Source organism: Pseudomonas sp. IT-P171, from assembly GCF_949767765.1.
GTDB lineage: Bacteria > Pseudomonadota > Gammaproteobacteria > Pseudomonadales > Pseudomonadaceae > Aquipseudomonas > Aquipseudomonas fluorescens_B.
The window spans coordinates 318,559-341,278 of the sequence record NZ_CATKQN010000022.1 but is presented as its reverse complement, the minus strand read 5'-3'; the positions used below and the strand labels follow the sequence as shown (position 1 = coordinate 341,278).

The following is a 22,720-nucleotide window of genomic DNA, read 5'->3' as shown; positions in this document are numbered from 1 at the left end:
CCTTGTCAGGTGGAAACGGAAATGGCCACGGAAGAACAAAAAGGCACTATCAATATTTCAGCTCCCGCCCAACCGAAAATCGGTGGCGCCATTGCCAGCTTTGGCGGCTGGGGGGCAGTGGGCACGACAGGTTCGGCCTCGTTGGCCATACCGCTGCCCGTTTCCCAGGCGCCCAACCGGGAAATGGTGCCGGCCCTTTCGCTTGGCTACAGCAGTCACGTGGGCAACAGTATTTTCGGTATCGGCTGGCATTTGACCGTGAATGCAATAACGGTGCGCACGAGCAAGGGCGTTCCGCTGTACGACAAGCGCAAGGATCTGCTGGTCGGCGCCGACGGCGAAACCTGGATGCCGGAGCTGGATGCCGACGGCGAGATCGTTGACAGACTCGTCACCCTCGGGACAACCAGCTATCGAGCCATTCGCTATCAGCCACGCATCGAGGGCGGTTTTGCCAAAATCGAACGGCTGATCAGTGACGACGATGCGGCAGGTTTCTGGCTGATTCATAGCGCCGATGGCAATCGCCATGTCTATGGCAAGACACTGGCGTCGCGCCGGGCGGAACCAAGGGACGAGAGCAAAGCGCTGGAACCTGAACGCGTCGGGGTCTGGCTGCTGGACGAAACCGTCTCTCCCCGCGGTGAGCACATCGTCTATGAATACAAGGCCGAAACGGAAAAACCGGTCGCGCCGGATTTTCGCGACTATCGTGCCCAGCGGTATCTGCACCGGGTGCTCTATGGCAATGCAGTGGCGGAGCCTGAACTGTACTCGCTGAAAGTCGGTGAATGGAAAGACGTCGACTTCCATTTTCATCTGCTGTTCGATTACGGCGAACGCAGTCACGACCTGACGCAAATACCGGTATACGGTCCACCTTACACATCGGGCGGCGATCAGTACGGCGAATGGCTGGAACGCAGCGACCCGTTCTGGAATCACGATTACGGATTTGAACTGGGCACTCGACGCCTGTGCAGACAAGTCATGATGTTTCACCATTTCCGCGACGAACTGGGTGACTCACCGAAACTGGTTCAACGGCTTTTTCTGGAGCACCACCAAGGCGCGCTGGACTACAACCATCTGACTGCCGCTCATCTTCAGGCTTACGGTAAGCAAGACGATATCGAGAGCCGGCCACCGTTCGAATTCAACTACGCGCCCTTCGATCTGGAAAAAGCTGATCAACCCGGCTGGAAAGCGTTCCCGCAGATGCCAGGCCTCAATGACGGTCAGCGTTACCAGTTGGTGGATTTGTACAGCAAAGGTATGCCCGGCATTTTATGCCGCTATGACAAGGCCTGGTATTACCGCGAACCGTTGCGCGATAACTACCCCAGCGATGACGTTCGCTACGGCGACTTGAAAGAACTGCCATACATTCCGCTGGCCGACAGCAGTAAATCGCTGCGTCAGACGCTCACTGACCTGAACGGTGACGGCAAGCTCGAATGGGGCGTACACGCCCCGACCATGAACGGCTGTTTCACCCTGAATCCTGACCGCCAGTGGTCAGGATTTGTCCCCTATAAAGCCTTTCCGCTGGAATATTTCCATCCTCAGGCGCAAATGACCGATCTGGTCGGTGACGGTCGCACTCACGTGGCCCTGATCGGCAGCAACAGTGTGCGTTTGTACACAAATCTGGGCGATGACCAGGGGTTCAGTGCCGGCCGGAATGTTGAACACGACAAAGACGATGCCCTGCCACTGCCGAGCAATTCAGAAACCGAAGTGGTGGGCTTCAGTGATGTACTGGGCAGCGGCAAACAGCACCTGTTCCGTATCCGTCACAACAGCCTGGAGTGCTGGCCCAACCTCGGCCATGGGCGCTTCGGGACAAGAATCGTGCTCAGCTCACCAACGTTTCCTTACGAGACATTCAATGCCTCGCAAGTGCTCCTGGCGGACCTCGACGGTTCAGGCGCAACGGACCTGATCTACCTGCAATCCGACGGATTTCTGATCTTCATGAACCACTGCGGCAAGGGCTTCGTCACCGAACCTGTCGAAGTGCCCTGGCCCGAAGGCGTGCGCTACGATCGGTTGTGTCAGGTCACCACGGCGGACCTGCTGGGAATGGGTTGCACCAGCCTGATCCTGACCGTACCGCACATGTCTCCCCGGCACTGGCGCTACGATTTCGTCAACGCCAAGCCCTACCTGGTCAACCGCAGCAACAACAACATGGGCGCCCTCAGCTTTATCGACTATCGCAGTTCGGCGCAGGAGTTCCTCGATGAGGAATACGAACATCACCTGATCGACAAGGACGCCGTCGTCGAGTCCGAACTGCCATTCGCCATGCATCTGGTCAAGCGCCAGACTCAGGTCGATGAAATCACCGGCAATAAACTGACCCAGCTCATGAGTTACCGCCAGGGTTACTACGACCCCTTCGAACGGGAGTTTCGCGGTTTTGGCCTGTTATTGCAGACCGACACCGAAGCCACCGAAGCGGTACGTGCAACCTTGGGGTTCACCGCTCCGATCCTGAGTAAAACCTGGTTTCACGTTGGCAAATCCATTAATCAGCCAAGGGTCGGGTATTACAGCGACGATGCGCAGGCTGTTGCGCTGCAACCGACCAAACTGGAACGCTTCCATCTACGAGACAGGGTTGGAGAACCGCTTGAGCCTGACGAGGAAACGACCCGCCAGATCGCACGATCGCTCAGTGGCTCGACATTGCGCTCTGAAGTGTTCGCTTTGGATAATCCAGTGGTGCCCTATGCGGTGTCGGAGGCTCGCTTCCTGGTACGCCTGCTGCGGGCGAAAAACGAGCACTACCCCTATGCCGTGCTGCAACCCATGGCGCTGGAATCGATCAGCTATCAGTACGAACCTGAAATGCCCGACGATCCACGCTGCGAGCACACCCTCAATCTGAAATGGGATGAGTTCGGCAGTCCGCTGCACGCCTTCATCGTCTACTACGCACGGCGCAAAACCGACGAAACACCGCCCTTCGACGACGAGCATGACAACCGATACTGGAAGGACGCCCACGATGAGGCGCAACAGCGCTGGTATCTGACCGAGTCCAAGGCCGAACTCATCCATCTGTACGATGAAGCGACCTGGAAACCGGGAACGCCTTTTCGACTGGGGTTGCCGTATCGCGAGCGCGGGAATGCGCTGGTACTGGAAAAGGCGCAGTTAAGTATCAAGGATATCCATCACGAGAATTTCCTGGCGTGGAGCGAGGACGAGGGGGAGTGGGCGAAGCAGTCGGTGCTCGCCGGCATGTCGATGCAGTTATACATTGACCCTGCCACCCACCAGACCATGGAAAAAGGCGACGCGACAATTCACGCGCTGCCTGGCTACGTGGAAATCGCCGAACTGGATGCCCACGCCTTGAGCGCTTACGACAAACTCAAGGATGATCAGGGGCAGATGCCTTTCAATCTCAAGGAGAAGCTTGAATCCCCCGAAGTGGGCTATCACATCATGAAGTGGTTCCTGCCCGAGGTGGAACAGGCCGAGCCTGATGATCCGACCGATGCGAAAAACTACCTGTGGTCCGTGCACCGTGGTTTCCCGCGCTACCTTGGTCCGGAGGGTTTCTACAATGTCGAATCCTTCCAGCAGACGCAAAGTCACGGCGTCACGAAAGTCACGTATGACCCCTACTGGTGCCTGCACACGGCAATCGAGTTACCGGACGGTTGTGTCACCCAGATCCTCGATGTCGATTACTGCACGTTCTTGCCCGCAGCCATCAAAGACCCCAACCAAAACACTCAGGAAGCGTGTTACAACGCCTTTGGCGAAGTGTTGGTCACCAGTTTTCATGGCACCGAACTGGGCCTGCCAGTGGGCTTCGATCCGCTACAGGACTACGTGCGCCCTACAGATCGCAGCCCGGCTCACGCCATCGAATCGCCCAAGGTTGCCATCGGCAACTTCGCCATGGCCATGTTCAGCGATGCATTGAGCTGGATGGGGCAAATCCCCAAGACCGAGTCACCGGGTGCGCAATGGTTGGCCTGGGCACGGGAACAAGGCTTTGTGTTGCCCAGCGGGCATCTCTGCGATCGCGCCCGCCAGCACGTGCTGGCGCTCGAAAACCCGAGTGCGCAAGAACAGCTTCTTCAGCAATACGTCGACGCCGCCCACCGAGAACCTGTTCACGTCGCCACCTTGCAAGCGGACCGTTACCCGGGTGATCCGGAGTTACAGATTCGCATCGCCATCCTCCATCAGGATGGCTTTGGCCGGGTGCTGCAAACCAAACAGGAAGTCGAGCCTGGCAAGGCCTGGGTGGTGCTGGAAGACGGCACGCTGAAACTCAAGGAAGATGGCCAGCCGGAAGAAGCCGAAGCCACACGGCGCTGGCGGGTCAGCGAACCGGTCGAATACAACAACAAGGGCGAGAAAGTGCGCATCTACCGGCCTTACTTCGCGGATCAGTTCCGACGTATCAACGATGACTCGCTACGCGTGTTCGCCTATCACGACCAGCAGTTCTACGACGCCGCCGGCCGACCGACCCACACCATCCTGGCAAAAAAAATGCCGCAAGGCGAAAATTCGGAACTCAAACCGTTGCGCCGGGAACAGCGCTACCGCTGCTGGTACGTCATCGCCTTCGATGAAAACGATCTGTTTGATGAACCACCCGCAGCAACACGGCGCCTCAACAGAACGCTGCATTGATGCCAGCCATTGATGAACAAACTCCACACGTTGGAGTCATCGACAACCGTAACCTGTCAGTACGTGAGGTGGCGTACTGGCGGCGGGACGCCAGCGAACTCAAGCCTGAATCGCGGGTGACGGCTCAGCAGTACGACGCGGCCGGCCGTTTGGTTGCGCAACGGGATCCGCGCTTCCTCGCGCCTGGGTCCCGCCCGAACACGGCCACCGTTTACAGCTTGTCCGGCACTGCGTTGTGCACTGAAAATCTCGACGCCGGATGGCGCCTGGGTTTACCGGACGGGACCGGGCAAATGCGCGAGCATTGGGATGGTCGAGGCAGTCATTGGCAGCATGATTACGACGTACAGCGACGGCTGACAGCAGTCCATGAGCACATGCAGGGCTTGACCGTACGCACCGTTGAACGCCTGACCTATGCCGACAACGCGGGCGAATTTGCCGAGCGCAACCAGTGCGGGCAACTGATCCGCCACGATGATCGAGCCGGTGCAGTGTGGCTCGACCAGCAGGCACTCAGCGGCGGAGTCGTCCGGCAACGTCGACGGTTTTTACCGGACCAATGCGAAGTCCATCCCCACTGGCCCGTTGTCGAAGCGGAACGCGACACCCTGCTGCAACCCGGCGTGGGGTACACCACCACCGCCCGCTTCGGGTCGCTGGGACAAGTGCTTGAGCAAACCGATGCCGGAAGTCACCGTAAGCACTTCAGCCTTGATCGCGCCGGGCAATTGCAGCGCATTGACCTGACCCTCGAATCTCAAGGCCGGCAACCGCTGTTGAAAGCGGCGAGCTACAACGCCGAAGGCCAACTGTTGACTCAGCTGACCGGCAACGACGTCACCAGCAGTGCGACCTACGAGGCAGCAGGCGGTCAGCTGGAACGCTTGACCGCCATCACCTCGGCAGGCGTTCGTTTGCAGGATCTGCGCTCTGAGTACGACCCGGTCGGCAACATTCTGCGACTGCTGGACCACACCCAACCCATCACGTTTTTCGCCAACCAGCGTGTAGAGGCAGCAAACACTTTTTCCTACGACAGCCTTTACCAGCTGACCTGCGCCACGGGTCGTGAGACCGTCAATGCCGGTCAGCCCCCCGGTTTGCCGGAACTCATCATTCCCAGTCCCATCGATCCTGGCAGGCTACTCAACTACACCGAGTATTACGAGTACGACGCGGGCGGTAACCGCACCGGGTTGCGCCATGTCAGCGATAGAAATCCGCTCAGGCAACAGCTGCGCGTCGATCCGCACAGCAACCGCGCCTTGCCCTGGAACGAGGGTGACGACGAACCGGACTTCCTGCGTGACTTCGACGCGAATGGCAATCTGCAACGGCTGGTTCCCGGTGCTCAGGCGATGAACTGGGATGCGCTGAATCAGCTACAAAGCGTGACCACCGTTCGCCGCCCGACCGCCGCCGATGACGGTGAAGGGTATCGCTACAGCGCTGGCGGTGAACGGGTCGTCAAATTCAGTGCCCAACAGGGCCGCGCCGTTACCCACCGACGTGTCGTCCATTACTTGCCCGGACTGGAAGTGCGCACAACCGATGACGACGAAGAACTTCAGGTCATCTGCGTTCCACTGGCTCGTGGCAGCGTGCGGTGCCTGCATTGGGTCAAAGGCAAACCCGATGATATCGACGCTGATCAACTGCGCTACAGCGTCGACGATCATGTGGGGTCTTGCAGTCTGGAACTGGATAAAGACGCGGGTGTGATCAGTCATGAAGGCTATTACCCATTCGGCGGTACAGCTTGGTGGGCGGCTCGTTCGCGAGTTGATGCCGATCACAAGACCATTCGGTATTCGGGCAAGGAACAGGATGCTTGTGGGCTTTATTACTATGGGTTCAGATATTACGCGCCGTGGCTGGGGCGTTGGGTGAATCCGGATCCGGCGGGAGATGTTGATGGGTTAAATCGCTATGGAATGGTCGGTAACAATCCTATTGTGTATAGAGACTCATGGGGGACAGAAAAAAAACCGATTAATAAAGACATTCATATGATATGGATTGGCGAAGCACCAGAAAAACTAGCCGCACACATAGCCAACATCAACAACACCGTCAAGCAGGCCAGCGGTTACAAAGTGCACTTATACTTGGAGACAGCTATCAAAGACAGATACTCCAAAATACTGACACAACTCAATGTTCACGACATTATTTATTTGAGAGACAGTGAGCTTTTCAACGAATTCCAGAAAACCGAAATATCGACCTTATACAATGATTTCAGATTGGGAGACCCAAAAAACCTCGCTTATGTAGCGGACACTTTAAGACCGTTCATCGTGTATAAACTCGGTGGAATGTACTCCGATGTCGACGATATCTACCTCGAAGACGATAGGACATATGATGGAGAGCAATTAGGCAACACACCATTAATGGCAGAACCTGACGAACTTATTACACACGAACCTGTGTATGTATCTTGGCAAGGAGAGCTGCCTGCCTCCCTGATACCTAACAGCTCGTTCGCTGCCCATGCAGGAAACTCGATTTTGAAGGACGTCATGGATGAAATGACCTTACGTTATACACAAGTTGTCAATTCCGGAAGGTACTCCAAAAGCGGTGGATATATCGGGCAGTCAATACTCGAAAAAAACCCAGATGACAGACCCACAATAATGGGCAACATGGTAGGACCTCTAGTATATACAGACGTCATTCTGCGTCATGACGAACAAGTAGCAGAAATGCTCAGCCTTGACCAAAAGATACAATCATACGAAGAAAAAGCTCCAATGTTTTTTTATCAAGAAATGACATACAAAATGCCGCTTGGCCGATACATCCAACTCGGCAACAATAACTCTTGGAAGTAAGCGCCACTTAAAACTTAGCGGCAAAAAAATCAGGTATAACGTGGTGACTGATCATTGGATTGATAGTTCATACTCACCTCCCATGCTATGGTGCCCTCCTTATTTTTACCTGTTCCCACAGCATGCTGCCGACTTCCCGATCCCTGCGCCTGGCGCTATATACCTTGCTGATCATCGCGGGCACTGTCCTCGCCGCGACCCTGGCCATGCGTCACGCCGAGCGTCAGGCCTTGGTGGAAGACGCGGCCCGCGCCAATCTGCAATTGGGTTTGTACGCCACCTCCCTGCATACCCTGATCGAACGCTACCGCGCCCTGCCCGCCGTGCTGGCGCTGGACCCGGAACTGCGTTCGGCGCTCAAAGGGCCGGTAACGCCCGAACAACAGGATGTGCTGAACCGCAAACTGGAAAAGATCAACGGTGCCGCGCAATCCTCCACCCTGGAACTGCTTGATCACACCGGCCTTGCCGTGGCGGCGAGCAACTGGCGTTTGCCCAGCAGTTATGTCGGCCACAACTACGGTTTTCGTCCCTATTTCAGCCAGACCCGAACCCTGGGCACCGGGCGCTTTTATGCAGTAGGGGTGACCAGCGGGATTCCGGGGTACTTCCTGTCCAGCGCCGTCACGGGTGACGACGGGAAGTTTCTCGGCGCGATGGTGGTGAAACTCGAGTTTCCGGAACTGGAACGCGAATGGCGTCAGGGCAGCGACACGCTGCTGGTCAGCGATGCACGCGGAATCATCTTCATCGCCAATCGGCCGGGCTGGCGCTATCGCCAATTGAAACCGCTGAGCGAGAGCGATCACGCCGAGCTCAAGGCCACCCGCCAATACGACAAGCAACCGCTGACACTGCTGGACTATCAATCGCTGCGCCGCTTCGACGACAACAGTGAGCTGGCGCAGGTCGATGGCCCGGACGGCAAAACGGACTACCTGTGGGAATCCCTGCCGCTGACCACCGAAGGCTGGACCCTGCACCTGCTGCGCCGCCCCCAGGTGGCGTTCGAAGACAGTCGCAACGCCGCACTCGCCGCTGCCGGCCTGTGGCTGACACTGGTGTTTCTCCTGCTCTTCCTCAACCAGCGCTGGCGCCTGGCGAAAATTCGCCAGCGCAGTCGCGAAGAGCTCGAACAACTGGTGGAAGAACGCACCCGCGACCTGCGCACGGCTCAGGACGGCCTGGTGCAATCGGCCAAACTCGCGGCCCTCGGCCAGATGTCTGCCGCCCTGGCCCATGAAATCAACCAGCCACTGACCGCCCAGCGCATGCAACTCGCGACCTTGCGTCTGCTGCTCGATCACGGCCGCATCGACGACGCCTACAAGGCACTGAAACCGGTGGATGACATGCTGACGCGCATGGCCGCCCTCACTGGCCACCTGAAAACCTTCGCCCGCAAAAGCCCCAGCGGCTTGCGCGAACGCCTGGACCTGGCAGCGGTGGTGGATCAGTCGCTCGAGCTGCTCGACACGCGCCTGCGCGATGAACAGGTCAGCACCGTGCTGCACCTGACGCGCCCGGCCTGGGTGCGCGGCGATGCGATTCGTCTGGAACAGGTGCTGATCAACTTGCTGCGCAATGCGCTGGATGCGATGCAGGACAAACCCTGCAAACGCCTGGAAATCCGCCTCGAAGCCGACGAACAACTGTGGCGCCTGAATGTCATCGACAACGGCAGTGGCATCGCCGAAGAAAATCTTGCGAAGGTGTTCGACCCGTTTTTCACCACCAAACCGGTGGGCGATGGCCTGGGCATCGGTCTGGCCGTATCCTTTGCCATTGTTCACGAATCGGGCGGACGCTTGAGCGCCGATAATCACGACAACGGCGCGGTGTTCACACTCACCCTGCCCATCGACCCGGAGGCGCCTGGCGCATGCTGAATTCAGTGATGGTGGTCGACGACGAAAGCAGTATCCGCAGCGCCGTCGAACAATGGCTGAGCCTGTCGGGTTTCGAGGTGCAACTGTTCAGCCGCGCCGAGGAGTGCCTGGCGCAGTTGCCGAAGCATTTCCCCGGCGTGATCCTCAGCGACGTGCGCATGCCCGGCATGACCGGGCTGGAACTGCTGGCCGAAGTGCAGCGCCGTGACGCCGATTTGCCGGTGATTCTGCTGACTGGCCACGGCGATGTGCCAATGGCCGTCGATGCCATGCGCGATGGCGCTTACGATTTCCTCGAAAAACCCTTCAGCCCGGAAACCCTGCTGGGCAGCCTGCGCCGGGCGCTGGACAAGCGCCGGCTGGTGCTGGAAAACCGCGCCTTGCATGAGCAGGCCGACAACCGCGCCAAACTCGACGCGACGCTGCTGGGTGTGTCCCGTGGCTTGCAGACGCTGCGTCGGCAAGTGCTGGACCTGGCGGCGTTGCCGGTCAACGTGTTGATCCGTGGTGAAACCGGCAGCGGCAAGGAGCTGGTTGCCCGGTGCCTGCACGACTTCGGGCCGCGCGCCGGCAAACCGTTTGTCGCGCTCAATTGCGCGGCGATTCCCGAGCAGTTGTTCGAGGCCGAGCTGTTCGGTCACGAGAGCGGCGCTTTCACCGGTGCTCAGGGCAAACGCATCGGCAAGCTCGAATACGCCGATGGCGGCACGCTGTTTCTCGATGAAATCGAAAGCATGCCGCTGGCCCAGCAGGTGAAACTGTTGCGGGTGTTGCAGGAGCAGAAGCTGGAACGGTTGGGTTCCAATCAGAGCATCCGCGTGGACTTGCGGATCATCGCTGCGACCAAACCCGACCTGCTGGATGAGGCGCGGGCCGGGCGGTTTCGCGAGGATCTGGCCTATCGGCTGAACGTCGCCGAATTGCGCTTGCCGCCGCTGCGTGAGCGTCGCGAAGACATTCCGCTGTTGTTCGAGTCGTTTGCGCACAGCGCTGCCGAACGATTGGGCCGCACGTTCCCGCCGTTGAGCGGCCCGCAATTGAGCCATCTGCTGAGCCATGACTGGCCGGGCAATGTGCGTGAACTGGCGAACGTGGCCGAGCGGCAGGTGTTGGGGCTGGGTGAGCCGGAACCGGTCGGGATGGATCCCGGGCAATCGCTGGCGGCGCAAGCGGAAGCGTTCGAAGCACATTGCCTGCGCGCGGCGCTGACCCGACACAAGGGCGATGTAAAGGCAGTGCTTGAAGAGCTGCAACTGCCCCGTCGGACCTTTAATGAAAAGATGCAGCGGCATGGGCTCACGCGGGAGATGTTCCTGCAAGACAGCTGATTTTTTGTTGCCTGATCCGGCCTCATCGCGAGCAGGATCGCTCCCACATTTGAACTGTGTACACCGGCCCCTTGTGGGAGCGAGCCTGCTCGCGATGAGGCCGGCACACACAAACACAAATCCCAGGGCCATAAGCGATTATCCGCTCACCCCCAATTCCCAATAAGCGGATTTCCGCTCACTCAAACCTCAACACCCCTCTAAACCGGCCCTCATTCCGTTGGCACAGCTCCTGCTATAGCCCACGCAGGCTGCGTTTCAACGCGCTCCACAAAAACAATTAAACGAAGGATCCTTCAATGGATAACTCCAACGCCCTGCCCCTTGGGTCGGCTGCCGTGCCGGCCAAAGAAAGAACCACCGCCAGTCGCATCAAATCGATTTTCAGCGGCTCGGTCGGCAACATGGTCGAGTGGTACGACTGGTACGTCTACGCCGCCTTCTCGCTGTACTTCGCCAAAGCCTTCTTCCCCAAAGGCGACACCACCGCGCAACTGCTCAACACCGCTGCGATCTTCGCCGTGGGCTTCCTGATGCGCCCGATCGGTGGCTGGCTGATGGGTCTCTATGCCGACAAGGCCGGGCGCAAGAAAGCGCTGATGGCTTCGGTGTACCTGATGTGCTTCGGCTCACTTCTGATCGCCCTGAGCCCGGGGTATGAAACCATCGGCATCGGCGCGCCGATCCTGCTGATTTTCGCGCGTCTGCTGCAAGGCCTGTCGGTCGGCGGCGAGTACGGCACTTCGGCCACCTACCTCAGCGAGATGGCGACCAAGGACCGTCGCGGTTTCTTCTCCAGCTTCCAGTACGTGACCCTGATCTCCGGCCAGCTCATCGCGCTGGGCGTGCTGATCGTGCTGCAAAACTTCCTGACCACCGAAGAGCTGTATGCCTGGGGCTGGCGCATCCCGTTCGCTATCGGCGCACTGTGTGCCGTGGTCGCGCTGTACCTGCGTCGTGGCATGGAAGAGACCGAGTCGTTCACCAAGGTCAAGAAAGAGAAAAAAGAAAGCGCCATGCGCACGCTGATGCGCCATCCAAAGGAACTGATGACCGTGGTCGGCCTGACCATGGGCGGCACCCTGGCGTTCTACACCTACACCACGTACATGCAGAAATACCTGGTGAACACCGTCGGCATGAGCATCTCCGACTCCACCACCATCTCCGCCGCCACACTGTTCCTGTTCATGTGCCTGCAACCGATTATCGGCGGACTGTCGGACAAGGTCGGTCGTCGGCCGATCCTGATTGCCTTCGGCATCCTCGGCACGCTGTTCACCGTGCCGATCCTGACCACCCTGCACACCATCCAGAGCTGGTGGGGCGCGTTCTTCCTGATCATGGCGGCGCTGATCATCGTCAGCGGCTACACCTCGATCAACGCGGTGGTGAAAGCCGAGCTGTTCCCGACCGAAATCCGCGCACTGGGCGTTGGCTTGCCGTATGCGCTGACCGTGTCGATCTTCGGCGGCACCGCTGAATACATCGCGCTGTGGTTCAAGAGCATTGGCATGGAAACCGGTTACTACTGGTATGTCACCGCGTGCATCGCCGTGTCGTTGCTGGTGTACATCACCATGAAAGACACCCGCAAGCACTCGCGAATCGAGACGGACTGAGTTCGTTAGCGCCACAAAAACAGGGGCAGACCTTAACGGGTCTGCCCCTTTTCTTTGCCCGACACAAAACCTGTGGGAGCGAGCCTGCTCGCGATAGCGGCGTATCAGCAACACATTGGCTGACTGACACACCGCTATCGCGAGCAGGCTCGCTCCCATATTTGAATCTCATCGCTGGAAATTATCCGTTCGTCCTTGCACCATGACTGCCTCCCGATCCTCCCGGAATATATGCCATGCCCGACGACATCCACTACTACGAACCCGCCAACGGCCACGGCTTGCCCCATGACCCGTTCAACGCCATCGTCGGCCCGCGCCCCATTGGCTGGATTTCTTCCCAGGATGCCGACGGCCGCCTGAACCTGGCGCCGTACAGTTTCTTCAACGCCTTCAATTACATTCCGCCGATCATCGGGTTCTCCAGCGTCGGGCGCAAAGACAGCCTGAACAATATCGAGCAGACCGGCGAGTTCGCCTGGAACCTGGCGACCCGGCCACTGGCCGAACAGATGAACCAGAGCTGCGCGATGGTCGGGCCGGAGGTCAACGAGTTCGAGTTGTCCGGGCTGACGCCTGTGGCGTCGAAAGTCATTCAGGTGCCACGGGTTGCCGAAAGCCCGGTGTCCTTCGAGTGCAAGGTCACGCAGATCATTCAGTTGCAGCGGGCCGACGGCAACGTGGTGCCGAGCTGGCTGATTCTCGGCGAAGTGGTGGCCGTGCACATTGCCAAATGGCTGCTGAAGGACGGCGTGTACGACACCGCCGCGGCAGAACCGATTCTGCGCGGTGGCGGACCCGCGGATTATTTCCAGCTGGGGCCTGAGGCCTTGTTCAAGATGTTCCGCCCGGGGGCGGTCAAGTAGTTACCAGATCAGCTCGCCGTCTTCGCCGACGCCCTTGAGGTGCGTCAGTTGCAGGGCGGCAGCCTCGTCCGCTTCTCTGGCGGTCTTGAAGGTTTGCTCTTCCAGCAATTTGTTGAAGCGCGGTGCAGCCGAGCCACCGATGGCTTTGGTGGCAATCGCCGCGTAGTAACCGCCTTCGCGGGGCACTACAGCGGATACGGCTTCGAAGGTGTCAAAGGCTTTGCGTGCCATGTCGCGGATCCTGGCTGATGGAAAGTCGAGCCATTAAACCCTCAACCCGCCATTTTGTGTACCCAGGACTGGGTCTGACCCAGCGCCTGGACAGCCGAGACCTCTTTGAAGGTATGAAAATCGAGGCTGTTGACCACCAGTTCCTGCACCAGCTCGGCGAAAATCTCCATCGCCGGCGTGCTGAAATAAGCGGTCATGGCTTGCTGATGGGTCCAGAAACCGGACACCAGCCACAACTCCGGATCGCATTGCGAATGCTGCAGGGTAAAGCTCAGGCATCCGGGCGCGGTGCGCGATGGTTCGATCAAGGCGCTGAGGCGCGCACCGAGCTCCGCCGAACGCCCGGCGCGGGCGCGGACAAAGGCCATATGACTGACGGGGATCTGCGTAGACATGTTCAACCCTCCCAGGTACTCGAGTGGCAGCCGTGGGACGGGCTGCGACAGGATCCAAGGTTAAGCGCCCGCACGCTGCCCTGTTAGTCGATTCCTGCCGGCTTGTTGCACAATCCTGCGAAGCTGCCTTCAGCACCTGTAACAATGTGTAAAACCTGTCACGGCGCTGAAACACGAGGTTCGAGCAAGTTTTCCCTGTGCTAAACCGGCAGAACCACCCGCCTCTGCAACCTCGTGCAGAATCAGGCAAGCTTTTGGCAGGATGTGTCTACCGCTGCGCCTTGCACAAATTTAAGCTCAGCTCATTCCCACTGCTTCGCCGAGGATGCCCTGCATGTCGTCGCTCGATCACTTTCAAGCCCCGCTGGACGCCGACATGGAGAAACAGCGCGCGGAACTGGCGGCCATCATCCGTCGTAACACCACGGAGGATGGCAATTATGAGACCGCCGTCGGTTCGCTGTTTCTGGGCAAACACAGCAAGTCCCATGACTTCGCCCCGGTGCTGGCGCAACCGGCGTTGTGCATCATGGCGCAGGGGCGCAAAGAGGTCAGGCTGGCGGACGAATTCTTCAATTACGATCCGCTGAATTACCTGGTGGTGTCGGTTTCCATGCCTCTGAGCGGGCGGATCGTGAACGTCACGTCTGATGAACCGATCCTCTCGGTACGGCTGGACATCGACCCGGCGGAAATCACCGCGCTGATTGCCGACGCCGGCCCGCTCGGCGTACCAACCCGTCCGACCGGGCGTGGCTTGTATGTCGAACGGATCGACACGGCGATGCTCGACGCGGTGCTGCGCCTGGCGCGATTGCTGGACACACCGAAAGACATCGCCATGCTCGCGCCGCTGATTCGTCGGGAGATTCTCTATCGGTTGTTGCGCAGTCAGCAGGGCTATCGGTTGTATGAAATTGCCATCGCCAACAGTCAGAGCCATCGCATCAGCCAGGCGATCAAATGGCTCAATGGCAATTACGAGCAGCCGCTGCGCATCGATGATTTGGCCAGGGAAGTGAATTTGAGCGTGTCGACGCTGCATCACCGGTTCAAGGCCATGACGGCGATGAGTCCATTGCAGTATCAGAAGCAGTTGCGGTTGCAGGAAGCGCGGCGGTTGATGCTGGCGGAAGGATTGGAAGCGTCGGCGGCGGGGTATCGCGTCGGGTATGAAAGCCCGTCACAGTTCAGTCGGGAGTACAGCCGGTTGTTCGGGGCGCCGCCGTTGCGGGATTTGGCGCGGTTGCGGTTGACGGTCTGATTCAGCCTTGAGGGGGTAACGGATGGCCCCATCGCTGGCAGGCCAGCTCCCACAGGGATTGTGGGTGATCACAAAATCGTGTGAACACCGATAAACCTGTGGGAGCTGGCCTGCCAGCGATGGGGCCAGTAAGGCCGACATCAAATCCGGATCAGGCACCCAGTACGCGGCAAGCCTCAGCCGGCAAGGTCACCGACACCGGGTTGCCAATGCTCAGCCCAAACCCCTGGCACGGCGTGCTCAACGCCGTAAACGACACGCCCGAACACTCAACGGTCGTCTCGATGGTCGCGCCGATATCACGCACGAACGTCACCTTGCCCAGCAACCGATTCCCCGCCGTCGCCTGCGGGTGCGACAGCTGCAGGTCTTCAGGGCGGATCAGCATTTTCACTTTCTCACCGACCACGATACTGCTGCAGATCGGCACTTCCAGTGCATCACCGCCGGGCAAGCCCACCTTGCCGTTACCCAGCGCCGTGGCCGGAAAGATGTTGCCCGAGCCGATGAAGTCCGCGACGAATTCGTTGGCCGGATGACGATAAATTTCGATCGGCGTGCCGACCTGCTGCACACGATGCTCACCCAGCACCACGACGATGTCGGCCATGGTCATGGCTTCACGCTGATCGTGGGTCACCATGATGGTAGTGATGTTCAGGCGCTGTTGCAGTTGACGGATTTCCACCTGCATCGACTCGCGCAGCTTGGCGTCCAGCGCCGACAGCGGTTCATCCAGCAGAAGGATTTTCGGGTGGTTGGCAATCGCCCGGGCGATCGCCACGCGCTGGCGCTGGCCGCCCGAGAGTTTCGCCACCGGGCGATCAATCATTTCCTTTAACTGAATCAGTTCCAGCAATTCCACCACCCGCGCCTGCTGGTCAACTTTGCTGACCCCGCGCAGTTTCAGCGGATAAGCGATGTTCTCCCCCACGGTCATGTGCGGGAACAGCGCCAACGATTGAAACACCATGCCGAAATTGCGCTGATGCGCCGGTGTGTGGCCGATGTCTTCACCGTCCAGGCGAATCTCGCCGCCGGTCAGGGTTTCGAGCCCGGCGATCATCCGCAGCAGCGTGGTTTTGCCGCAACCCGAAGGGCCGAGGAAACACACCAGTTTGCCTTCCGGCAAATGCAGGTTCACATCCTTTACCGCGCAGGCCGAGCCGTAATGTTTCTCGACGTTTTCCAGAATCAGACCAGACATATGAATCACCTCAAGAATCAGAACGAAACGCCACCTTCACCGACCAGCTTCTCCAGCGCCCAGATCAGGACGAAGTCGATCAGCACGATCAGCACGGCAAACGAAAATACGGTGGGGTCGAGCGACGACACCGTGCGGCTGTACATCCAGATCGGCACGGTCATCACGTCGATGGTGTAGAGAAAATAGGTCACGGTGAATTCGTTGAACGAGACGATGAACGCCAGCAGCATCCCCGCCAGAATCCCCGACTTCATCAACGGCACCACCACATCAATGATCGCTCGCGTTGGCGAAGCACCGAGCATTTGCGCGGCTTCTTCGACTTCGCTGCCGATGGAAAGCATCGCCGCCGTGCAGTTTTTCACCACAAAGGGCAGCGCCAGGATCACGTGGGCAATCACCAGTCGCGAGGTGGTCATCTGAAACGGCAGGCTGTCGAACACCAGCAACAACGCCAGGCCCAACACCACCATCGGAAACACCAGTGGCAGCGACATCAATTGCAGCGCCACGGCTTTGCCACGGAACTCGCAACGGGTCAGCGCATAAGCCGCCGGCACCGCGATGATGGTGGCGAAGACCATGGTCAGGCACGCGACCATCAGGCTGGTGGTCATGGCTTTGCCGAGGCTCAGCACATCGCTGGAATCCGGCGAAACGAAGGTGTGCCAGGCGGCCTTGTACCATTGCAGGCTGTAGCTGCTCGGCGGGAAGTCGAGGTTCGACGCACCGCTGAACGACATGACGATCATGGTCAGGATCGGCAGCACCGCCAGCAGCAGGATGAAACCCGAGAGGATGCCGGCGAACTTGCCGGTATCACCCGGCAACAGTGAATGACGCTTCTTGATCACAGCGCTCATTGCGAAGCCTCCAGCATGCGGCGACGACGGCCGGTGATGTATTCGGAGAAGGTCATGATCGCGAGCGTGGTGACAATCAGCACCACACCGGCGGCGGACGCAGCGGGCCAGTTCATCAGCGGGGCGATCTGGTCATGCACCATCACCGCCAGCATCGGCACGCGCCGGCCGCCGAGCAGCAAAGGCACCACGAAACTGCTGGCGTTGTAGGCGAATACCAACGTCGCACCGGTGATGATCCCCGGAAAACTCATCGGCAACACCACCTGACGGAACACCTGCAAACGACTGGCGCCCAGCGTGGCGGCGGCCTCTTCGTAGGTACGGGCGACGCCGCGCATGGCGCTGGCGATCGGCAACACGGCCAGCGGGAACGCGGTTTGCACCAGGCCCATCAGCACGCCGTTCTGGTTGTACAGCAGCATGATCGGTCGCTTGATCAGGCCCAGGCCCATCAGTGCCTGATTGAGCATCCCGCCCGGGCCGAGAATCACCAGCCAGCCGTAGCTTTGCAGCAGCAGGTTGACCAGCAATGGCAAGAGCACGGCGGCGAGGAAGATCCGGCGCACGAACGGTGAGGTCAGGCGCGACATGGTGTAGGCCACCGGGATCGCCAGCACGACGGCGATCACTGCGCTGATCAGCGCCAGACGCAAGGTCAGCAGCAGGGATTTGAGGTAATACGGTTCCAGCAACTGGGCGTAGCTGGCCAGGCTGAACCCGGTCCATTCCGCGCCTTTGGTGCCCACGCTCATGCGCAGCACCAGCAGGCTGGCGGCAATCAGCACGCCCAGAAACAGCATCGACGGCGAGAGGAAAAACCAGGCGCGAGTCGTCGGCGAAACACCCCGATGGGCGCGCGCCGGAGCGGTAACGACCGGATGAGTCAGAGGTTGGTGTTCCATAGCAAGGGTCTCGTCAATGGAAAGCAGCAAGACTGAGATAAGGCAAAAACCTGTGGCGAGGGAGCTTGCTCCCGCTGGGTCGCGAAGCGGCCCTGATCATTCACCGCGCCCGTTCAGACAAAACGCGGTGTCAGGTTTCGCGGCTGCTACGCAGCCGAGCGGGAGCAAGCTCCCTCGCCACAATGGATCTTCAGACCTCAAGAATCAGGAAGAAAAGATTTCCGTGTAGCGACGAATCCATTGGTCATGCACGGAGGCCAGGAAGGCGTTGTCGTGCATGATCGCCTTCTCGGCAATCTGCTCTGGCGTGAGGATGTACGGGCTCTTGCGCGCTTCGGCGGAGATGATCGCCTTGGCGTTGACCGGGCCGTTGTAGATATCTTCAGCCATCTTGCCCTGCACCAGCGGGTCCAGAGAGTGGTTGATGAAGGCGTAGGTCAGGTCGGTATCGCCCGGACGATTCTTCGGCATTACCGAGAGCATCAGGTCGGTGTAGAAACCTTCCTTCATGCCGAACGTGGCACCCAGGCCGTAGGCCGGATCGCGGATCTGTTTCGGGAAGAACGCCGGGGCGTACAGGCCACCCATGTCCAGGGAACCGGTGCGGAACAGCTCGGCGATCTGGTTCGGGTTTTCACCCAGGGTCACCACACGGTCTTTCAGCTCGGCGAGTTTCTTGAAGCCTGGCTCGATGTTGTGCTCGTCACCACCGGCCAGTTTGGCGGCGATGATGATCAGGTCCATGGCCTCGGTCCAGTTTGGCGGCGGCAGGAAGATGTTCGGCGACAGCTCCGCGTCCCACAGGGCAGCGTAACTGTCCGGCGCTTCCTTGATGGTGCGGGTGCTGTAGACCAGGCTGTTGCACCAGAGCAGGTAACCGATCCCGTGGCCGTTGGCGCCGGTGCGGTATTTCTCCGGGACGTCGACCAGGTTGGGAATGCGGTTGAGGTCGGGTTTTTCCAGCAGGTTGGCGGCGGCCAGGCCTTCGGCGCCGACGCCAGCCAGGGTGATGATGTCGTACTGCGGACGATCACCCGCGGCCTTGAGTTTGGCGACCATTTCCGAGGTGCTGCCGGTGCGGTCAGCGATGACCTTGCAGCCGTACTTGTCTTCGAAAGTCGCCGCAATGTTGCGCAGCGCAGCCAGGCCGGTGTCATCAGACCAGGTCAGCAAGCGCAGGGTCTTGCCCTGGAAACGGGTGTCGCTGGCATTGGCCTTGACGAAGGGCAAGCTCATGGCCGCCGCTGCAACCGAAGCCACGCCCACGGTTTTGATAAATTGACGTCTGTTCAGATCATGCTCGCCCATTACGGACTCCCTTTGTTTTTGTAGGTATAAGGCAGGTCGAAACTGTTGCATCCGCGCGGCCGGACCAGCGCTATCCCTCGTATTTTCGGGGGTTTGGCTGAACCAGTGAGTTCATCCTGAGGTCGTGCAAAAAAGCTGACTATCGATAAAAACTCATCGAAGCCATGACATCAGTGCATGCCTCTATACGAAGCATGCACTCACCTTTTTCGTGCCGTCAGACGGCGCGAATCACGTGTTTGATTTCCTGGAAAGCCTGCAAGCCCCACGGCCCCAATTCGCGGCCGATGCTGCTCTGCTTGTAGCCGCCCCAGGCGGTCTGCGGGAAGATCACTTGCGGCGCGTTTATCCACACAAGTCCCGCCTGCAAAGCGTTGGCGACCCGATCCGCCGCCTCGGCGTCGCGCGTCACAACGCTGGCGACCAGACCGAACTGGCTGTCGTTGGCCAAGGCAATCGCCTCGGCTTCGGTGGTGAAACTGCGCACACAGATCACCGGGCCGAAAATCTCCTCACACCACAACGCACTGTCGAGGGGCACTTCGGTAAAAATCGTCGGTTGCAAAAAATATCCGCGGGGCAGGTCTGCGGGGCGATTGCCGCCGCAAATCAGCTTGGCGCCGGCACTCAAACCGCGATCGATGTGACCGAGCACGCGCTGGTATTGCGCCTGATTGACCAGCGCGCCCATTTCCACGTTCGGGTCGAACGGGTCGGCAACGCGAATGGCTTCGGCGCGGGCCTTCAGGCGCAGGAGGAATTCGTCGGCCAGTTCATCGGCGACCAGCACGCGGCTGGTGGCCGAGCACATTTGCCCGGCGTTGAAGAAACCACCGCCACAGGCCACTTCCACCGCCAACGCGATGTCGGCGTCCTTGAGCACCAGCAACGAAGATTTGCCACCCAGTTCGAGGCTCACGCCCTTCACGGTTTCGGCAGCGCGTTGCATCACTTGCACGCCGACCGCATTGCTGCCGGTGAAGGAAATCCTGGCAATGCGCGGGTCTGCCGAGAGGGGCGCACCCACTGCCAGGCCGGTGCCGCAGACCACGTTGAACACGCCCTTCGGCAATCCGGCGTCGGCGATGATCGCCGCCAGTTCCAGCTCCGGCAGTGGCGTCACTTCGGACGGTTTAAGCACTACGCAGCAACCGGCGGCCAGGGCCGGGGCGAGTTTCCACGCGGTGGTGACCATCGGGAAATTCCACGGCACGATCAGGCCGACCACACCGCACGGCTCGCGGCGCACACGGGCGCTGAAGTCATCGGTGGGCAACTCGACATTGCTGTCTTGTTTGGCATCGAGGCCTTCGGCCAGACCGGCGTAGTACTCGAACGTCGCGATCACGTCATCGACGTCGATGGCCGCTTCGAACAGCGGTTTGCCGTTGTTGCTCGACTGCAACTGCATCAACTGCTCGCGACCGGCCTGCACGCCGGCGGCAATCTTGCGCAGGATCGCACCACGCTCGGTGCCGGTGGTTTGCGACCAGGCCAAGAAGGCTTCGGTCGCTGCGTTCACGGCGTCATCGACGGCGTTTGCATCGCCGCCGTTCACGGTGGTCAGCAGCGCTTCGGTGGCCGGGTTGATCACGCGCAGATGTTCGCTGCCGGCCGACCATTTACCGTTGATGAACAAGCCATCCAGGGTGGTTGGAAAACTCATTTCGACACCGCCTTCATCCACTGGGTCTGATCGATTTCGATCAGGGTCGGGCCTTGGCGATCGGTAGCGCAGCGCAGTGCATTGCGCAATTGATCGACACCGTTGACCGCTTCAGCCGCGCAGCCCAGCGCCTTGGCGACGCCGATGAAGTCCGGGGTGTAGATGTCCACGCCAACCGGTTCGATGGCGCGGTTGACCATGTATTTCTTGATCTCTTCGTAGCCCTGGTTATTCCACAGCAGGACGATCACCGGCGTGCGCGCTTCAACGGCGCTGGCCAGTTCCGGCAGAGTGAATTGCAGACCGCCATCACCGATCAGACACACCACCGGAGGACGTGCGCCACTTTCAACGCTGCCGCCGAGCCAGGCGCCAATCGCCGCCGGCAAGGCGTAACCGAGGGTGCCGTAGCCGGTGGACGAGTTGAACCAGCGGCGCGGGCGTTCCGGGTTGAAGGTCAGGTTGCCGGTGTACACCGGTTGGGTCGAATCGCCGACGAACACGGCGTCCGGCAATTCGTGCAGGACGGTTTCGAGGAAGCGGGTCTGGGCCAGGGTCGGGGCATCCCAGGTGGCGGCGAGGTCTTCACGCAGACGTGCGGCGCGGACCTGGCCCCAATCGTTGCGGCGCTCGGCCAGCGACTTGTGGGACAGCGCGCTCAACAAGGCTTGGGCAGCGTTGCGCGAATCGGCCACCAGGGCGACTGTCGGCGGGTAGTTGCGCACGGTCTGGTCAGGGTCGATGTCCACGCGCAACAGCGCACCGGGAATCTCGAAACCGCCGGCGAAGGTGACGTCGTAGTCGGTTTCCGCCAGTTCGGTGCCAATCGCCAGCACCACGTCGGCCTCGGCCACCAGGGCGCGGGTCGCGACCAGGCTTTGGGTCGAGCCGATCAGCAGCGGATGGCTGGATTCGAGCATGCCTTTGGCGTTGATGGTCAGGGCCACCGGCGCGTCGAGCAGTTCGGCCAGCTCCGTCAGTTCCGCGGCAGCATCGATGGCGCCGCCACCGGCAAGAATCAGCGGGCGCCTGGCGCCGGCGAGCAGGTCGGTCATGCGGCTGATCGCGCTTGGCGAAGCACCGGCGCGGTCGATGTTGACCGGCCGGCTGGCGAGCAGGTCATCGGCCTCTTCGACCAGCACGTCCAGCGGAATTTCGATGTGCACGGGACGCGGGCGACCGGCCTGGAACAGGGCAAAGGCGCGAGCCAATACACCCGGCAATTCGGACGCCGACATCAGGGTGTGGGAGAACGCTGCCACGCCACCGACCAATGCGCCCTGGTTCGGCAGCTCATGGAGCTTGCCGCGACCGCCGCCCAACTGGTTGCGGGTCTGCACGCTGGAGATCACCAGCATCGGAATCGAGTCGGCGTAGGCCTGGCCCATGGCGGTGGTGATGTTGGTCATGCCAGGGCCGGTAATGATGAAGCACACACCCGGTTTGCCGCTGGTGCGTGCATAGCCGTCGGCCATGAAACCGGCGCCCTGTTCGTGACGCGGAGTGACGTGGTTGATGCTCGAACGGGCCAGCCCGCGATACAGCTCCACGGTGTGAACCCCGGGAATGCCGAACACCTGCTCAACCCCGTAATCTTCGAGTAACTTGACCAATACTTCGCCGCACGTCGCCATGTCTTTTGCCCTTTTTGTTCGTTTGAGA

At 59.9% G+C, this 22,720-nt stretch carries 15 protein-coding genes; 7 read left to right on the top strand and 8 right to left on the bottom strand.

The features are described from left to right. Window positions 1-21: 21 nt before the first annotated feature. The 6 genes from ACM6I5_RS16550 to ACM6I5_RS16525 all read left to right on the top strand — a co-directional run bounded on the left by ACM6I5_RS16550 (window position 22) and on the right by ACM6I5_RS16525 (window position 13,216). A complete protein-coding gene (locus ACM6I5_RS16550) occupies window positions 22-4,668 on the top strand; it encodes a SpvB/TcaC N-terminal domain-containing protein (RefSeq protein WP_414884230.1) in 4,647 nt (1,548 codons plus the stop codon). After that, window positions 4,668-7,511 carry an RHS repeat-associated core domain-containing protein gene (locus tag ACM6I5_RS16545; protein ID WP_414884229.1) on the top strand — a complete coding sequence of 948 codons (2,844 nt, stop codon included), beginning with the start codon at window positions 4,668-4,670 and terminating at the stop codon, window positions 7,509-7,511. The genes ACM6I5_RS16550 and ACM6I5_RS16545 overlap by 1 nt, the downstream gene beginning before the upstream one ends. A 122-nt stretch (window positions 7,512-7,633) precedes the next feature. Beyond that, a complete protein-coding gene (locus ACM6I5_RS16540) occupies window positions 7,634-9,400 on the top strand; it encodes a sensor histidine kinase (RefSeq protein WP_414884228.1) in 1,767 nt (588 codons plus the stop codon). Further along, window positions 9,394-10,728 carry a sigma-54-dependent transcriptional regulator gene (locus ACM6I5_RS16535; protein ID WP_017340515.1) on the top strand — a complete coding sequence of 445 codons (1,335 nt, stop codon included), beginning with the start codon at window positions 9,394-9,396 and terminating at the stop codon, window positions 10,726-10,728. Before ACM6I5_RS16540 ends, ACM6I5_RS16535 begins: the two co-directional genes overlap by 7 nt. A gap of 299 nt (window positions 10,729-11,027) precedes the next feature. Further along, window positions 11,028-12,350: an MFS transporter gene (locus ACM6I5_RS16530; protein WP_017340516.1), complete on the top strand. Its 1,323-nt coding sequence runs from the start codon at window positions 11,028-11,030 to the stop codon at window positions 12,348-12,350. A 236-nt stretch (window positions 12,351-12,586) separates the two neighbouring features. Beyond that, complete coding sequence (locus ACM6I5_RS16525; protein ID WP_017340517.1) at window positions 12,587-13,216, top strand: flavin reductase family protein; 630 nt, start codon at window positions 12,587-12,589, stop codon at window positions 13,214-13,216. On the opposite strand, the gene ACM6I5_RS16520 is transcribed toward ACM6I5_RS16525, so the two are convergent. Beyond that, on the bottom strand, window positions 13,217-13,447 hold the full coding sequence (locus ACM6I5_RS16520) for a hypothetical protein (RefSeq protein ID WP_414884227.1): 231 nt from the start codon (window positions 13,445-13,447) through the stop codon (window positions 13,217-13,219). Between the two features lie 41 nt (window positions 13,448-13,488). Further along, window positions 13,489-13,842 (bottom strand): putative quinol monooxygenase, encoded by a 354-nt coding sequence (locus tag ACM6I5_RS16515; protein ID WP_414877848.1) that lies wholly within the window; start codon window positions 13,840-13,842, stop codon window positions 13,489-13,491. A 334-nt stretch (window positions 13,843-14,176) separates the two neighbouring features. Here ACM6I5_RS16515 and ACM6I5_RS16510 point away from each other — a divergent pair, with 334 nt between their 5' ends. Beyond that, window positions 14,177-15,106, top strand: a complete 930-nt coding sequence (locus tag ACM6I5_RS16510; protein WP_017340520.1) for an AraC family transcriptional regulator — start codon at window positions 14,177-14,179, stop codon at window positions 15,104-15,106. 151 nt (window positions 15,107-15,257) lie between these two features. Here ACM6I5_RS16510 and ACM6I5_RS16505 read toward each other — a convergent pair whose 3' ends face one another. The 6 genes from ACM6I5_RS16505 to ACM6I5_RS16480 all read right to left on the bottom strand — a co-directional run bounded on the left by ACM6I5_RS16505 (window position 15,258) and on the right by ACM6I5_RS16480 (window position 22,692). After that, window positions 15,258-16,313 (bottom strand): ABC transporter ATP-binding protein, encoded by a 1,056-nt coding sequence (locus ACM6I5_RS16505; protein ID WP_414884226.1) that lies wholly within the window; start codon window positions 16,311-16,313, stop codon window positions 15,258-15,260. Window positions 16,314-16,330: 17 nt separating this feature from the next. Then, on the bottom strand, window positions 16,331-17,179 hold the full coding sequence (locus ACM6I5_RS16500) for an ABC transporter permease (RefSeq protein WP_017340522.1): 849 nt from the start codon (window positions 17,177-17,179) through the stop codon (window positions 16,331-16,333). Further along, a complete protein-coding gene (locus tag ACM6I5_RS16495; protein WP_017340523.1) occupies window positions 17,176-18,084 on the bottom strand; it encodes an ABC transporter permease in 909 nt (302 codons plus the stop codon). The genes ACM6I5_RS16500 and ACM6I5_RS16495 overlap by 4 nt, the downstream gene beginning before the upstream one ends. A 204-nt stretch (window positions 18,085-18,288) precedes the next feature. Then, on the bottom strand, window positions 18,289-19,392 hold the full coding sequence (locus tag ACM6I5_RS16490) for an extracellular solute-binding protein (RefSeq protein WP_010457579.1): 1,104 nt from the start codon (window positions 19,390-19,392) through the stop codon (window positions 18,289-18,291). Window positions 19,393-19,609: 217 nt separating this feature from the next. Then, window positions 19,610-21,058, bottom strand: coding sequence for an aldehyde dehydrogenase family protein (locus ACM6I5_RS16485; protein ID WP_017340524.1), 1,449 nt, complete (start codon window positions 21,056-21,058; stop codon window positions 19,610-19,612). Further along, a complete protein-coding gene (locus ACM6I5_RS16480; protein WP_414877847.1) occupies window positions 21,055-22,692 on the bottom strand; it encodes a 5-guanidino-2-oxopentanoate decarboxylase in 1,638 nt (545 codons plus the stop codon). Before ACM6I5_RS16480 ends, ACM6I5_RS16485 begins: the two co-directional genes overlap by 4 nt. Window positions 22,693-22,720: the final 28 nt, after the last annotated feature.

Coding starts and splice junctions, on each gene's coding strand:
- ACM6I5_RS16550 (WP_414884230.1), top strand. CDS start 22: ATGGCCACGGAAGAACAAAAAGGCACTATCAATATTTCAGCTCCCGCC.
- ACM6I5_RS16530 (WP_017340516.1), top strand. CDS start 11,028: ATGGATAACTCCAACGCCCTGCCCCTTGGGTCGGCTGCCGTGCCGGCC.
- ACM6I5_RS16500 (WP_017340522.1), bottom strand. CDS start 17,179: ATGAGCGCTGTGATCAAGAAGCGTCATTCACTGTTGCCGGGTGATACC.
- ACM6I5_RS16540 (WP_414884228.1), top strand. CDS start 7,634: ATGCTGCCGACTTCCCGATCCCTGCGCCTGGCGCTATATACCTTGCTG.
- ACM6I5_RS16510 (WP_017340520.1), top strand. CDS start 14,177: ATGTCGTCGCTCGATCACTTTCAAGCCCCGCTGGACGCCGACATGGAG.
- ACM6I5_RS16505 (WP_414884226.1), bottom strand. CDS start 16,313: ATGTCTGGTCTGATTCTGGAAAACGTCGAGAAACATTACGGCTCGGCC.
- ACM6I5_RS16480 (WP_414877847.1), bottom strand. CDS start 22,692: ATGGCGACGTGCGGCGAAGTATTGGTCAAGTTACTCGAAGATTACGGG.
- ACM6I5_RS16545 (WP_414884229.1), top strand. CDS start 4,668: ATGCCAGCCATTGATGAACAAACTCCACACGTTGGAGTCATCGACAAC.
- ACM6I5_RS16495 (WP_017340523.1), bottom strand. CDS start 18,084: ATGGAACACCAACCTCTGACTCATCCGGTCGTTACCGCTCCGGCGCGC.
- ACM6I5_RS16520 (WP_414884227.1), bottom strand. CDS start 13,447: ATGGCACGCAAAGCCTTTGACACCTTCGAAGCCGTATCCGCTGTAGTG.
- ACM6I5_RS16515 (WP_414877848.1), bottom strand. CDS start 13,842: ATGTCTACGCAGATCCCCGTCAGTCATATGGCCTTTGTCCGCGCCCGC.
- ACM6I5_RS16485 (WP_017340524.1), bottom strand. CDS start 21,058: ATGAGTTTTCCAACCACCCTGGATGGCTTGTTCATCAACGGTAAATGG.
- ACM6I5_RS16525 (WP_017340517.1), top strand. CDS start 12,587: ATGCCCGACGACATCCACTACTACGAACCCGCCAACGGCCACGGCTTG.
- ACM6I5_RS16535 (WP_017340515.1), top strand. CDS start 9,394: ATGCTGAATTCAGTGATGGTGGTCGACGACGAAAGCAGTATCCGCAGC.
- ACM6I5_RS16490 (WP_010457579.1), bottom strand. CDS start 19,392: ATGGGCGAGCATGATCTGAACAGACGTCAATTTATCAAAACCGTGGGC.